Here is a 14,819-nt window from a genome sequence, read left to right as displayed (position 1 = left end):
GTGAGAGCAGTCAGGATATATCAGAATACAAACAGGCAGGGGCTGCTTGTGGAGATAAACTATGAAAATATACGCAAAAACAGTTGGAGAGTTCATAGATGAGGTGGAAAATAGAACCTTTCTGGCAGCATTAGAAAAAAATTACAGGGTTTTAGTGGGGAAAGTTCAGGCTGGTGAATACCGTGCATGGCAGCATTCCGTGCAGGAGTATATGTACGCGGTTATTAAGAAGGCGGGACTTCCAGCAGACGCCGGGATCGCTGTTGAATATCAGGTTCCCGGGCTGTCCGAGCGGGTAGACCTGATAATAACCGGATTTGATGATAATGGAGAAATGACTGCAATATTAATAGAACTGAAACAGTGGTCAGCCATAGAATGCTGTGACAGTGCAGTAAGCTATAAAGTGCAGATCCCAATGAGCGGCGGGAATGAATTGAGGGATCATCCATGTTATCAGATTAATTATTATAAAAATGTGATAGCAGGAGGTATTAGTGAAGAAGATTTCCCCCTGCACTTATGCCCGGCGGTAGTATTACATAATTACAGCTTACAGGAAAATAAAGATCCTCTTTTTCAAAATGGGTACAAAAATTATATGTTAAATGTTCCCGTATTTTTTAAAGGGAAGGATGAGAAACTAGAGTCTTATCTGGCAGAGAAAATTAAAAGCGGTGATAATGGAAGCGTATTGACTTATATTGAAACAAAATGTTGTGGTATTTCCCTGACTCTTTTAGAATTGTTAAAAAAATTGAGTGTAAATGACAGTTCTCTGCGATTAAATGCAGAACAGCAAAGGATGCAGGGAACTGTCATGAAAATGCTGAATACTGCCAAACGTGATAAACGTAAAAAAGTAGTTTTGGTACAGGGTGGTCCGGGAACAGGTAAATCAGTAGTGGCTTTGAAAATCCTGGCAGCATGTTTGTGTGAGCATTCGGATATGAACTGTTATTATACTGCGAAAAATAAAGCACTCAGAGCAGTTCTGAGGTTTGATTTAAGTCAAATAGCGGGAATGGAACGGTTTAGCAGCAGTATTGTATACCCTCCTTTCTTAGAAAAACTCGAAAGAAATAAAGCCAGTGTCATTACCGTTGATGAAGCTCATCGGCTAAGCGAGGAAAAACAGATTGTGTCTATCATAAAAGCTGCGGTAGTTTCCGTTTTCTTTATAGATGAGGGACAGATTGTTTCCTTTGAAGATATTGGAACGAAAGAAGTAATTATGGAATGTGCAAAGCGTCAGGATGCGGATATTATCGATGCAGGAGAGCTGCAGGCACAATTCAGGTGCAGGGGAATGACAGACTATATACAATGGGTTGACGCACTCTTGGAGAACGAGGAAGGAGAGGCAGCCAGGCTCAAGTATGATATCCAGGTAGAAGATGATTTTAAAAAATTTGAAGGTTCTCTGGAAAAGATGAACCGAAGAAATCTAAATACCAGAATTATTGCAGGATATTGCTGGGAGTGGAGGACACGAAATGACCGTACAAAGAAGCTATATGATTTTAATATTGAAAATGAAAATCTGCGCTGGAATAATGATGACAAGATAGATCCTGTCAGCTGGGCTATAGGCGAAACATTTGATCAGATTGGGTGTATTCATACCTGTCAGGGATTAGAATTTTGTTATGTGGGAGTCATTATCGGTGAAGATCTGAGATATGAAAAAGGGAAAATAATTACGGATATTAGTAAGAGGGCAACTGATGATTTTACCGTAAGCAAGCGTGCAAGAGAAAAATTTTTACGTAAGTTTGGAAAAGAAGCGACAATGAAACGAGAAGTGGATATTGTGAAAAATACATACAGAGTATTACTGACACGAGGGACAAGAGGGTGCAAAGTATACTGCATGGACAAAGCTTTGGGAGAACATATTAAAGAGAGAATTTCAAAGTTCAGTGGCGTGAATCAGGAATATAAGGATGAGATACGATGATAATTTACAATGGGACAAAAACGGAATTTTTGAAAAGTGTGGAAGAAGATACAATAGCGCTGGAAATAGAAGCGGGCATGTATCAGAAGATGAACAGGCATACGGCATCCAATGAATTCCGAGCCTGGGAAAATTCGTTGGAATATATGTATAAAGTACTGAATGATGAAGAGATTCCTCAAAATGCCGGAATTGCAATTGAGTATAACATTCCTTATACATCCAGAAGGGTGGATTTTTTGATTTCCGGTTATGATTCGCATAACAAAGGAAATGTGATTATTATAGAATTAAAACAGTGGGGCCATCTTGAAGCGGTGAATGGAAGAGACGGTCTGGTGGAAACTTACACAGGCAATGCAGTGCGCCGTGTGGTGCATCCCTCCTATCAGGCATGGTCATATGCAATGCTGATTCAGGACTATAATCAATCTGTACAGAATGAAGGAATTCGTCTCTTTCCCTGTTCGTATCTTCACAATTACAGAAGAAAATCAGACGATCCATTAGATGCAGTTCAGTATATGGAGTACTTGAAGGAAGCACCTGCATTTACACGAGGGCAGGTGAAACAGTTTAGAGAATTTATTAAAAAGCAGATTGTGTCGGGTGATAACAAAAATCTAATCTTCCATATTGACAGTGGCAGAATAAAACCGTCTAAGAGCCTGCAGGACGCTATTGTTAATATGCTTAAGGGCAATCAGGAATTTGTCATGATAGATGATCAGAAGGTAGTATATGAAGAGATTCTTGGATTAGCAAGACAATCCCAAAGAGATCGGAAAAAACGTGTAATTGTTATAGAGGGAGGTCCAGGCACGGGAAAGACGGTTGTAGCGGTTAATCTGCTGGCACAGTTGACATGTGAAGAGCAGTTTTGTCAGTATGTTTCAAAAAACAGTGCGCCGAGAAATGTTTACCTAAAGAAATTGAAGGGAACCATGAAGAGAAGCAGTATTGATCATATGTTTAAGGGGTCAGGCGCCTATACCATGATGCCGGAAGACAGCATGGACACGCTGCTTGTAGATGAGGCCCACCGCCTGAATGAAAAGTCAGGTATGCTTCATAATCAGGGAGTTAACCAAATCATGGAGATCATACATGCTGCAAAATGCAGTGTATTTTTTATTGACGAAAGTCAAAGGGTAACAATCAGTGATATCGGGAGTAAAGCAGAGATTCAACGGTGGGCAGAAAAAGAGGGAGCAGAATACTTTGAATTGGAACTGACCTCACAGTTCAGATGTAATGGGTCCGAAGGGTATCTTGCCTGGCTTGATGACGTGCTGGAAATTCGCCCGACTGCTAATTACGATCTGCAGGATATGAATTATGATATCAAAATTCTGGATTCCCCAAAGAAAGTACATGAAATAATTATTGAAAAAAACAGAAGTGCAAACCATGCCAGAATACTTGCCGGATATTGTTGGGACTGGCCAAAAAAAGGCAGAAATAACTCTGAAGTGCATGATATAAAAATTGATGATTTTGAAATCAGCTGGAATCTGGAGAATACCACCACCTTTGCAATCGACGAAAACTCTGTTAATGAGGCTGGCTGTATTCATACATGCCAGGGCCTTGAATTCGAATATGCGGGCGTTATCATTGGTAATGATATGCGCTTTGAAAATGGCCATATCGTTACTGACTTTACTAAAAGAGCTTTAACGGATCAATCACTTAAGGGAATTAAGAAAATGAGCAGAGAAGACCCGGAACATGCAGTAAAAGTTGCGGATGAATTAATTAAAAACACATATCGGACACTGATGACACGTGGCATGAAGGGATGCTATGTCTACTGTGTTGACAAAAATCTGGCAGAATACCTGAAAGGAAGACTACAGTAAGATGGAAGATTATACAGTGAAAGAATTAACGGAGAAAGTAAGAGCATTCTGCAGTGAGCGCGACTGGGATCAGTTTCATAATCCAAAAGATCTGGCAATTGGGATTTCAACAGAGGCGAATGAACTTTTAGATATATTCCGCTTTAAAAACGAAGAGGAAATGAAAAAAATCATGAACGATGAAATAAAGCGCCGGCATGTTGAAGAGGAACTGGCAGATGTACTGTTTTTTGTACTGCGTTTTGCTCAGATGAATCACATGGATCTTAAGGATATACTGACCAGGAAAATACAGAAGAATGGCCAAAAGTATCCTGCCGATGAAGTAAGGGGTAAAAATTTTAAGTATAATGAATATAAATAAGTGAATAAGTAAAGAAGCTATATTTTGGTTTCGTTCAAGTGATTGTTATAGTATATACGCGCAAACATGTGTGTAAAAGGGCAAAAACACATAAACGGCTCAACGGAATTAAAAGTGTTGAGCCGAATTAGGAGGTATCCTGTAATACACGGTCTCAGGCGATCTATTAGCATGGCTGTACGATAATGTTAAAATAGGTTGACTTTTCCATGCGGGTGTGCATATAATATGAATGAATAATTCACTCACTAGAAAGGGCTGTTTACATGAAAAATGAAAGAATCCACGCTATTTATGATGCTTCTGTGCAGCTATTCCTTCAGCAAGGGTATTCTAAAACGCAGATCAGCCACATTGCCAGGAAAATAGGCGTTTCCGTAGGTACCATATACCATGATTTTACAGGAAAAGAGGAAATCATGCATTTCCTGCTGAAGTGCACTTTGGATCCAGATTTTATTGAAAGAGATTTTGAAAGACCCATAACAGAAGAACTTTTCTGGGATCTGGATCAGGAAATAAAGGATGCATTTGAATCTATTGCAGATGAGTTCGGAAGGAATCTGGAGCATGCCGGTACATCGTATGGTTTTGAAGATTTGATTTCGGATGCATTTGACCTGATGTCCCGATATGCTGTGGGATGTCTCTTCATAGAAAAGAACCCGATGGACTGCGGACGTTTGATTCAATATTACACAGATTACCGGAAACAATTTTTCGACACGATGTCAGCCTATATGGAGTCATTTATCCAAACAGGAATTATACGTTCGTTAAAAAGCGTGAAACTTTCCACCAGTCTGATCATTGAGACGCTGTCATGGTGGGCCATGGATGTTCGTTATGTTACTTTTGAGAAGCAGGATATTTCACCGGAAGAGGCGAAGGAAGTATGTATGGATAATATGATCCATGCCTATAAAAAATGAAACAGCAATGAAACAATGGGGCAGGGATGCCCCCAATATTTTAAACACAATATGAATGAATGGTTCACTCAAACCGAGAGAGCAGGAGCTTAGGAGGCTGTATTATGAAGTATGCAGGAAAAATATGGGGATGCGGTATTATAGCTGCAGTTACAATATTAATTGGAGGAGCATGTGCAAAAAAGCCGGCAGATGAACCGAATGTACTTAAATTTCCATCTGACAGCATAACAGAATTGAATATATTTTATGATGAGGAGGAGATTACATTTTACAAAAGCAGTGACGAGACAATTACAGTAAAAGAATTTATGACAGACTGTGATAAGCGATATTTTGCGAGTGTGAAACAACAAGGAAATTCGCTGCAAATCAGCGAAGGGAAAAAGCCATTATTTAAAAGTGGTTTTCACAGATACGTGGAGGTCTATCTTCCAGATTCTTATTCGGGCAGCCTGGGGGTTACGACTACAGATGGGGATATTAATCTAAGTCGGACGGTCCTGGATTTGGAAAGCCTGCGGATTGACAGTACGTCCGGTACGGTTACGATCAGCGGGGCCAGTGCACCATCCATTTATTTATCCACGACCAGGGGAACATTGAAGCTGGGCAAGATCCGGGGCGGGCAGATCCGCCTGGAAACAACCTCAGGAGAACTGAAATGCAGCAAAATGGAAGGTACAATCTCTTACACTACCACAAGCGGGAATGCAGTAATCAAATCCGCAGCAGGCAGCGGCGTTTACCGGGCAGAGAACTCTGGGAAGCTGTATGTTTCATATGAAAAGGTGGATGGAGATTTATCCTTTTATAATAAAAATGATAAGATCGAGCTCCTCCTTCCACGGGGGCTGGAGTATGAACTGAGAGCGGTAACGAAAAACGGAACCGTCAAGGCCCCTCTTTCAGACGGGATGCTTGTTGAAAAGGGCCGCATAGAAGGGGATGTGGGCGATAGGCCGACAGTGAAGATCGAGTTGGAGTCTAAGAATGGAGATATTCGGGTTGAGCAATAAGATACGGGATATAGTGTATTAGTTTTACATCCTTTCCAGTAAAACATAAAAATCTCTTGACATACATACCGTAAGTATGTAAAATAAACATACCGTTAGTATGTTACAGAGAAATAGGAGTGAGACATGGCAAGAAACAAATATCCTGAAGAAACCAGGAATTTAATCATTGATACCGCTGCCCGTCTGTACAGTGAGAAGGGGTATGACCATACATCCATTCAGGACATAATCGATCACCTGGGCGGTCTAAGCAAGGGGGCCATATACCATCATTTTAAGTCAAAAGAGGATATCATGATGGCAGTTGCCGACAAGATGTATCTTGGCTCTGAGTCAGAGATGATGAAGGTCTCCAATAGAAAAGATCTGAGCGGGATGGAAAAGCTGAAGGAACTTTTCCGGGTATCTGCGTTCAATCCTGCACAGAAGGAGATGTTTGAAGTGGCTCCGGATATGCTGAAGAACCCGCAGCTTCTCGTGCTATATTTGCGTGACTCTGTCCAGAGAGAGGCAACGGAATTGGTCTGGAAGGTGATTGAAGAGGGAATCGAAGACGGTTCCATTCAGACGGATTATCCAAAGCAGCTGGCGGAAGTCATTATGCTGCTGGGAAATGTATGGCTCAACCCGATGATTTATCATTGCGGTCCGGAGGAGATGATTGAGAAGGTAAAGTTTTATCACATAATACTGCAATCATTTGGGATCAATGTTATTGACGATAAAGTGCTGGCTGCTTTGGAAGAATATGCAGCTATATATCAGAAAAACAAAAATAATTAGGATGATCACAATCTGTCCTGCCTGAACAGGACAGATAATTTTTGAATATATACATACCAACGGTCGGTATCTAAAACAAAAAATGGAGGCAGAATATATGAAGCAAAAAAAAGGATTCTCAAAAGATTTTTGGCTGGTCGTGGCCGGTCAGATTATTTCGTTGTTCGGCAATGCGGTTATGAGATTTGCATTGCCGATTCATCTGCTGAACGTAACGGGTTCAGCGGCGGTACTTGGTGTTGTTTCCGGGTGCGCATTTATTCCTCTGGCGGTAATGTCACCCATCGGAGGTATCATAGCGGATCGGGTAAATAAGCGAAATATCATGGTATTTTTGGACTTTTTTACTTCGGCCCTGACAATCCTCTTTTTACTATTTTACGGAAAAGTTAATATAACGGGGCTTGTTATGGTGATGCTGTTTATGCTTTACGGCATATCCGGCGCTTACCAGCCTTCCGTGCAGGCCAGCATACCGGTGTTGGTGTCCGGTGAAAGAGTGATGCAGGCAAATGCAGTCATTAATATGGTATCTTCGCTTTCAGGTCTTCTGGGGCCTGCACTTGGAGGAATTGCATACAGTTTATGGGGGATTTACCCGGTTTTGGCTATGGCTGCAGGATGTTTCTTTTTATCGGCGGTCATGGAACTCTTTATTCATATCCCCTCTTCACGTAGGACACGGAATGTCTCCGTACTGCGTGAGGCAGCTGCAGATTTAAAACAAAGCATATCTTACATCAGCTGTGAAAAGTCTGAGATCGGAAAGCTGACACTTTGCTGTGCGGGGGTAAATCTGGTGATGTCCTCCCTGATGATTATAGGGCTTCCTGTAATCGTTATGCAGCTGCTGAGGTTTTCAGAGAGCGAAGCATCCAGACTGTATGGATTCATGCAGGCGGCACTGGCGGTCGGCGGACTGGCAGGCGGAGTGGGAGCCGGTGTGCTGGGGGCAAGACTGAAAGTGGGGAATAGTTGGAGACTGATAGCATACTGTGGAATTCTCCTGGGGCCTATCGGTGTCATTTTGATGATAGACGGTCCGGCATATCTGACGTATGCGGCGCTGACGGCAGTAGGAATGGTTATCATGGCATTATCATCTATATACACCATCCAGATTATGTCCTATATCCAAATGACAGTGCCGCAGGAAATGATCGGAAAAGTAATATCCTGGATCATTGCGGTATCAACCTGTGCACAGCCGGTTGGGCAGATGGTCTATGGTTTTCTGTTTGAGAAGCTGGATCATGGGGTATTTATTATCTTTTACGCGGCGGCTGCGCTTGGGCTTCTGATTGCGTGGTACAGCAGGAAAGCGTCAGGAGAGCTTGGGGGTGAAATGCAGCCAATATTCTGAGTTTAAACTGAATATATTGCAGAAGCATGCTGATTTCCATCACACGGAGTGATATAATTAAAAAAAGTGATATGGAGGCAGTACATATGATATATGAGGGATGGGAAAATTTGTTTTCTTCCAAGATATTAGAAAGAGGCTATGATTACTGGGCCGAAGGATTGGTTTCCGATGTCTTGTCTACAGAAGATGGCTATGAGGCAATTATAAACGGCTCATACAATTATGAAGTGGAAATTATAGTAGATGATGATGAAGTGCTGGAGATGTATTGTGACTGCCCTTATGCAGAGGAGGGAAGATACTGTAAGCATATGGCGGCGGTTCTGTATGAGCTTACAAATCAATGTATGGCTGCCGGGAGCAGCAGATCTGCAAGTGATTCCGGAAAAGCCGGTGACATCCCGGATACAGAACACAGGAGACAGGAAATCTCCGCTTCCGTTGACCGTGTGAGTGAAGCTGATCTCAGAGATTATGTCAAACAACTTCTGTACAAGGATAAGAACTTATATGAGAAATTCAAAATCCAGTATGAATTCAGCGACAGCCGGGAAATGATGGAGATATTCAAAAGTCAGATCGATAAGATTTTCTAAAAACAGTGCCAGGAGTACGGATACCTGGACTATTACCATGCCTCAAAACTGGAAAAACAGATATACAGGATCATGGGGGATATAACGGGGAAACTGATGAAGCGTGGCTGCTATCAAGAGGTTTTTGAACTGTCGCTGTATTTATATAAAGAGCTTGAATATGTGGCCGTCGACGAATCAGACGGCGTAACAGATGAGATTCTTGAATTTTGTACTGAAATATGGGAAGAGTTATTGGATGATTGCGGTGAACAGAGTATCGGGGATATGATATTCTCAGGTTTAAAAGATATCGTAAGCAGAAGTGGAGTGCATTACCGGTCAGAAAGGGCCTGGGGGTTTATGCAGGACTTCTTTGACGAAAGAGAATATATCACAGAAATGTTGAACATTGTTGAAGAGGCATTAAAGAAATGTGATAGCCGGAAGGTCACCTGGGAGGATTCTTACACAATAAGTACCTGTGTGACAGATATACTATATTTTATGGAAGAGCTGGGGTATTCGGACACTGAATTGACGGAATTTTCGCGGCAGTACTGGAATCTGGATGACGTACGGAGATATTGGATCAGCAAGGGCCAGAAGGCAGGCGCTTATGAACAGACAATCGGTCTTATCAAGGAAAGTTTGGAACAGTCAAAAGGCAAACCTGTCCTGGTAATGGAATACAGACGCACTCTGATGCAGATTTATAAACAGATGGGGGATGTGGAGAAGTACCGTGCAGAATTAAAAGACATCATCCTAAATGAATCATGGGCCTCGAAGGAAGACTATGAGGAATATAAGGCTTTGTTTACAAGTAAAGAATGGGAACAGAAGCGGGAAGCAGTTTTTACGGCGCCTTATGGCGAGCAGCATTTATATGAATTGCTGCAGGAAGAAGGGCTTTATGGGCGTTTGCTGGAGGCGATAAAAAAATCGGGAAGTTTAAACATACTGCGCCGTTATGAGAAAATATTACAGAAAGAATATGCCGAAGAGATAGTTCAGATATATGCAGACAATATAGAAGGGATGGCGGATCGGGCCAGCAACCGATCAACGTACAAGGAGATAGTACAGATTTTGTCCCATATGAAGGAGTTCAGAGGCGGGGCGGAAATCGTGGAACGGATTGTGGGATCCTGGAGATATAAGTATCGGAAACGAAGAGCTATGATGGAAGAGATAAAGGACTTATAACATTTCATGAAAAAAAGTTAAGAGCTGTTGTTTCATAGTGGAAGAAACTTCTATGGAGCTGCGGCTCTGTTTCTTATATAATAGGAAAGTGCTTAGCACTTGCTAATTATATAAAACCCTCCGGGGGATGCACACGCCATGATAAGGTATATAGCCGCAAAGCGGCGCCAAAGTGTGCAAGCCCCACATGAGTGAGGGGGTGGGAAGACCATGTGGGCTTGCCCACTTTGATCTATAATAGAAACGCAGAGAATTATAACTGGAAAGCAATGTGCAAGGTTGTTATAATAGAAGAAGATTAATCTTGAAAGCGGATAATCCTCCCACCTCTATAGGCGGAGGGTAAGCAAACAGATTTTGATAAATTCTTAATTGGAGGATCAAGATGACAAAAGAAGAATTAGCATTGGAAATCATAGAACGTCTGAAAAAGGAATATCCGGATGCGGACTGTACCCTGGACTATGACCAGGCATGGAAACTGCTTGTGAGTGTGCGTCTGGCAGCACAGTGTACAGATGCCCGGGTAAATGTGGTGGTAGAGGATTTATATGCAAAGTACCCGGATGTGAATGCGCTTGCCCAAGCCGATGTGGAGGATATTGAGCGCATCGTAAAGCCATGCGGGCTTGGCAAAAGCAAGGCCAGAGACATCAGCGCCTGCATGAAAATATTAAAGGAACAATATGGCGGCGGCATACCGAAAACCTTTGATGAGCTGCTGAAGCTTCCGGGGGTAGGAAGAAAAAGCGCCAATCTAATCATGGGGGACGTATTCGGTGAGCCGGCGATTGTGACAGACACACATTGCATCCGCCTGGTAAACCGCATTGGACTGGTAGACAAAATAAAAGATCCTAAAAAAGTAGAGATGGCCTTGTGGAAGCTTATACCGCCGGCGGAAGGGAGTGACTTCTGCCACAGGCTTGTATACCACGGACGGGATGTCTGTACGGCACGGACAAAGCCGCACTGTGATAAATGCTGTCTTGCGGATATCTGCGCAAAGTCAGGAGTGGAGTAGAAGAGATACGGATGAAAGCAATGACTGAAAAAACACTGAATTATTTTGATATATCCCAGATCTGCGATTCCGGACAGTGTTTTCGGATGAGCCAGAAGGGGGAAGATACATATTCCGTGATCGCCGGGGAGAGATATCTGGAAGTCCGGCAGAGCGGGAACCAATGCACATTTTATTGTGATGAGGCAGAATACGAAAATTATTGGAAGCACTATTTTGACCTGGATACTGACTATGAAGACTATCAAAAATGTATCAGCCAGCGTGACCGGTATCTGTTGTCTGCCTCAGAATTTGGCAGCGGCATCCGCATCCTGCATCAGGATTTATGGGAGATGATTGTGTCGTTTCTGATATCCCAGCAGAATAATATTGTCCGGATCAGAAGGTGCATACAAAATATCAGCGAAAAATACGGGGATAGAAAACAGGATGCTGACGGCAACATTTATAATACGTTTCCGAAACCGGAGGCTTTGGCCTGCCTGGATGAGGACGAGCTGAAGGCCTGCAATCTGGGATACAGGAGCAAATATGTGGTCAGGACAGCCAAAAGCGTGGTAAATGGTGATATATCCCTGGATGAGATCCGGCAGATGCCGTATAAAAAGGCAAAAGAAGAGCTGTTGAAGCTATTCGGCGTAGGCGAAAAGGTGGCTGACTGTATCTGTCTGTTTGCGCTCCATCACCTCCAGGCTTTTCCAGTAGACACTCATATTAATCAGGCATTAAAACAGCATTATCCGAAAGGGTTTCCGAAAAGGCGGTATAAGGGCTGTGAAGGGGTTATGCAGCAGTATATATTCTATTATGAGCTTCTGGGAAAATAACGGCTTGATTCATATACAAAAGAAGATCGATGACGGATTGAGCGGCGGTAAATTTGTCAGGTAAGGGATTGGTGGAAACATGAGTATGGAATTAAAATTGGATTCAGAAATTATTTATGAAAATAATCTAGATACAATTAAATTTGCAAAAATGCTGGATGACCCTTCCCAGTGTTATAAATTCTATTGGCTCGAAGCAATCCTGAATTTAATTAGGGATAACGAAGTGGTAAGTTTTGATGCTATTATTAATGAAATGATCTGCGGGGCCTGGTATACAGTCACCTGTTTTCACCTCCATCTGGGACCGGTTATAAAAAACAAAACAGAGAATTTTCTTGAACATGCCATTAACACTCTGGCTAAGAACACGGATTTACCACAAGATGCAGAAAGGGAAGACATTATAGCGGCCATCAAGCTGAATGAAAAGGAACTGAGAAGTGATAAAACGAACCTTACGAACTGCGTTCCGTACAGGCTTTTGTCATCTTTCCTGGATGAGCTCGGAGGCGGGAACAAACTTTGGAACCAGCGGGGGAGGCTGATTGAGTATATCAATCGGATGAATGAAAAAACATCGCTTCTCTACACCATTATTGATGGAAAAGGACTGCAGAAAAAGATCCGAATAAATCCGCACTGGAGGCAGCTGATTCTGGATAACTATCCCGTAATATACAGCTGGATCCAATTAAAGAAAATCCGTTTTCTGCAGGACCGTAACCCGGGGGTTCCCGGCATCATATATAAATTAGAGCGCGAGAATAACAAGGTCCGGAAATTGCATCACGCCAGAGAGCTATGGAAGAGTGCGGTCGAAACAGGCGGCTCTCCGATATATGATATCTACTCAGGAAAAGAATTGGATCTTAAAAGTTATGACTTGGATCACTTTGTTCCACGGTCATACATCGCAAATGACGAATTATGGAACTTAACGCCAATGGAGAAGCGGCTGAATTCCAGCAAGAATAACAGACTTCCCGAATGGGACAGCTATTTTCCGGGGCTGGCTGGCAATCAGTATTACTTATATAAAATTGTTTTCAGCAATCCCGGTATCCGTAAAAAATTCGAAAATTGCAGGAGAGATAATCTCAATGCAATATGGGCAAGTGAAACCTTATTTATCGAGGGAAACACGGAGGAAAGATTTACGAATATACTTGAACATAATTTAAAACCACTGCATGAATCCGCCTTGCTGCAGGGATATGGATTATGGAAATGTCCTGCGGATTTGATTCTGTAGCTGCTTCCTTGAAATAAATAAGAAATCCAGAAAGTTTATGGAAGGCGGGAAATACGGATGGAAGATAGTAAGACAATCACCTATTATAATGAGCATGCAGAGGAATTTATAGAAAACACCTGGAAGGCTGATATGTCAGAAGTTTACGGCCGCTTTTTAAAATACATGGAGCCAGGTGCGCATATATTGGATGCGGGCTGCGGCAGTGGTCGCGATAGCTATTGGTTTATACAACAGGGATATCAGGTGACGGCTGCCGATGCATCAGAGTCGATGTGTAAAGCTGCTGAACGACTGACCGGCCAGAAGGTAGTGCAGTTCCGTTTTGAGGATATGGATTATCAAGAGGCGTTTGACGGTATATGGGCCTGCGCCTCTTTGCTGCATGTAAAGAGAGATAAGTTACCGGAGATAATCGGGAAAATGATGACTGCCTTAAGAGAGGGAGGCGTCCTATATGCCTCATGGAAATACGGGATTTCTGAAAGATGGTCTGGTGACCGGTATTTTTGTGATCTTACACAGGAAGAACTGTCACAAATACTCTCGGAACAAGGTGGATATATATTAGATGAGTGGTGGATTACAAAGGATGTGCGGGTAGAGCATAAATCTGAAAGATGGCTGAATGCTATTATTATAAAAGTAATCGAAAAATAGAATGAATAGCTCGAATTAACTGTCAGACAGAGATATACATTCTACTTGAAGACACGGTCTGAGTGTATAGAAAATATTTATGATGGGTAGAGACTGATATGAGAAGTTGCATTTAGTATTGCATATTGTGAAAACACATTAGACGTAATAAAATGGTAAAATAATCACTATAGAAAAGAGGAAATCCAAATGCAAGATGGGAACTATATGCCTTCTTATTCAGATGATCACCTTGTGTCAGATAATATTACGTTGGCAGATTATTTGGAAAGCCAGTTTGACTTAGATAAAATAGAACTGCCGAAAGAGTATTTTTACTCATGCCTGCCACTATGCCTTTTAGACGCAATTTATTCAATTGGTGTTACTTATACTTTAACATACAATGTAGTAATAAAATACTGTAAAAAATATAACATTCAGCAGTACAGGCAGAGCGATGCTTTTTCTCCGGCAGATAAACAGCATACAATCAGTCAATTAATAGAAAATATTGAAGAGACGGGGGTACTGGACTTTGCAAGATATGTAGTAGAAAATGAACAGAGAACATCAAGTAAAAATGGAATCTTAAAATCAGAGGCTGTTCTTAATTGTGCAAAAATAATGCAGAAAAACGGTATCGAAACACTGCAGGATTTTACTGAAAAATTCAATGAAAGTATTGCAAAGAAGTATCAAGCGGTAAAAGGACAGGGAAGCGGAATCTCTCTTGCTTATCTCAAAATGCTCTGCGGTGATTCAAGTTTGTTAAAACCGGACAGGCATATAATTCGATTTTTAAATGGATTTTTTAGCCGTGAAGTAAAACCGGTAGAAGCGCAGAAGATGATTGCCGAGGCCGCTGAATATCTGAAAAAGAAACATAGAAATATAAATGTACGCAGTATAGATTATCAAATCTGGGCTCATATGAGCCACCTGAAGTAATACGGCAGAATTTAAGAAAGATACAACGGATAATCAGAAAGGAATCG

14 protein-coding genes are annotated in these 14,819 nt (G+C 41.9%); all 14 read left to right on the top strand.

The annotated features are described in order from the left end of the window. Window positions 1–61 precede the first annotated feature (61 nt). The gene (locus tag BN1938_RS10890; RefSeq protein WP_050640607.1) at window positions 62–1,960 is read left to right on the top strand and encodes a DUF2075 domain-containing protein; all 1,899 of its coding nucleotides are present in this window, start codon (window positions 62–64) and stop codon (window positions 1,958–1,960) included. Next, window positions 1,957–3,822 carry a DUF2075 domain-containing protein gene (locus tag BN1938_RS10885; protein WP_050640606.1) on the top strand — a complete coding sequence of 622 codons (1,866 nt, stop codon included), beginning with the start codon at window positions 1,957–1,959 and terminating at the stop codon, window positions 3,820–3,822. The genes BN1938_RS10890 and BN1938_RS10885 overlap by 4 nt, the downstream gene beginning before the upstream one ends. Window position 3,823: 1 nt before the next feature. After that, window positions 3,824–4,186 (top strand): nucleotide pyrophosphohydrolase, encoded by a 363-nt coding sequence (locus tag BN1938_RS10880; RefSeq protein ID WP_050640605.1) that lies wholly within the window; start codon window positions 3,824–3,826, stop codon window positions 4,184–4,186. 266 nt (window positions 4,187–4,452) lie between these two features. Next, entirely contained in the window at window positions 4,453–5,118 is a 666-nt protein-coding gene (locus BN1938_RS10875) for a TetR/AcrR family transcriptional regulator (RefSeq protein WP_050640604.1), read from the top strand. A 104-nt stretch (window positions 5,119–5,222) separates the two neighbouring features. Next, window positions 5,223–6,137: a DUF4097 family beta strand repeat-containing protein gene (locus tag BN1938_RS10870; RefSeq protein WP_050640603.1), complete on the top strand. Its 915-nt coding sequence runs from the start codon at window positions 5,223–5,225 to the stop codon at window positions 6,135–6,137. A gap of 126 nt (window positions 6,138–6,263) precedes the next feature. Continuing rightward, window positions 6,264–6,923: a TetR/AcrR family transcriptional regulator gene (locus BN1938_RS10865; protein WP_050640602.1), complete on the top strand. Its 660-nt coding sequence runs from the start codon at window positions 6,264–6,266 to the stop codon at window positions 6,921–6,923. Window positions 6,924–7,020: 97 nt separating this feature from the next. Continuing rightward, window positions 7,021–8,286, top strand: a complete 1,266-nt coding sequence (locus BN1938_RS10860; protein ID WP_050640601.1) for an MFS transporter — start codon at window positions 7,021–7,023, stop codon at window positions 8,284–8,286. Between the two features lie 86 nt (window positions 8,287–8,372). Continuing rightward, window positions 8,373–8,885: an SWIM zinc finger family protein gene (locus BN1938_RS10855; protein ID WP_050640600.1), complete on the top strand. Its 513-nt coding sequence runs from the start codon at window positions 8,373–8,375 to the stop codon at window positions 8,883–8,885. A 72-nt stretch (window positions 8,886–8,957) separates the two neighbouring features. After that, window positions 8,958–10,073 carry a hypothetical protein gene (locus BN1938_RS10850; RefSeq protein ID WP_050640599.1) on the top strand — a complete coding sequence of 372 codons (1,116 nt, stop codon included), beginning with the start codon at window positions 8,958–8,960 and terminating at the stop codon, window positions 10,071–10,073. A 385-nt stretch (window positions 10,074–10,458) separates the two neighbouring features. Next, the gene (gene nth, locus BN1938_RS10845) at window positions 10,459–11,097 is read left to right on the top strand and encodes an endonuclease III domain-containing protein (protein ID WP_050640598.1); all 639 of its coding nucleotides are present in this window, start codon (window positions 10,459–10,461) and stop codon (window positions 11,095–11,097) included. 11 nt (window positions 11,098–11,108) lie between these two features. Beyond that, window positions 11,109–11,927 (top strand): DNA-3-methyladenine glycosylase family protein, encoded by an 819-nt coding sequence (locus BN1938_RS10840; RefSeq protein ID WP_330581563.1) that lies wholly within the window; start codon window positions 11,109–11,111, stop codon window positions 11,925–11,927. An 85-nt stretch (window positions 11,928–12,012) separates the two neighbouring features. Next, entirely contained in the window at window positions 12,013–13,182 is a 1,170-nt protein-coding gene (locus BN1938_RS10835) for an HNH endonuclease domain-containing protein (RefSeq protein ID WP_050640597.1), read from the top strand. A gap of 57 nt (window positions 13,183–13,239) precedes the next feature. Continuing rightward, window positions 13,240–13,842 carry a class I SAM-dependent methyltransferase gene (locus BN1938_RS10830; protein ID WP_050640596.1) on the top strand — a complete coding sequence of 201 codons (603 nt, stop codon included), beginning with the start codon at window positions 13,240–13,242 and terminating at the stop codon, window positions 13,840–13,842. A gap of 189 nt (window positions 13,843–14,031) precedes the next feature. Further along, window positions 14,032–14,772 carry a hypothetical protein gene (locus tag BN1938_RS10825; protein WP_050640595.1) on the top strand — a complete coding sequence of 247 codons (741 nt, stop codon included), beginning with the start codon at window positions 14,032–14,034 and terminating at the stop codon, window positions 14,770–14,772. The last annotated feature ends 47 nt before the right edge of the window (window positions 14,773–14,819 follow it).

Origin of the sequence: Eubacterium sp. SB2 (assembly GCF_001244405.1) — a bacterium.
Classification (GTDB): domain Bacteria; phylum Bacillota; class Clostridia; order Lachnospirales; family Lachnospiraceae; genus Faecalicatena; species Faecalicatena contortus_B.
Note: the sequence above shows the minus strand (reverse complement) of the source record. Positions and strands in the feature narration are given on the sequence as shown.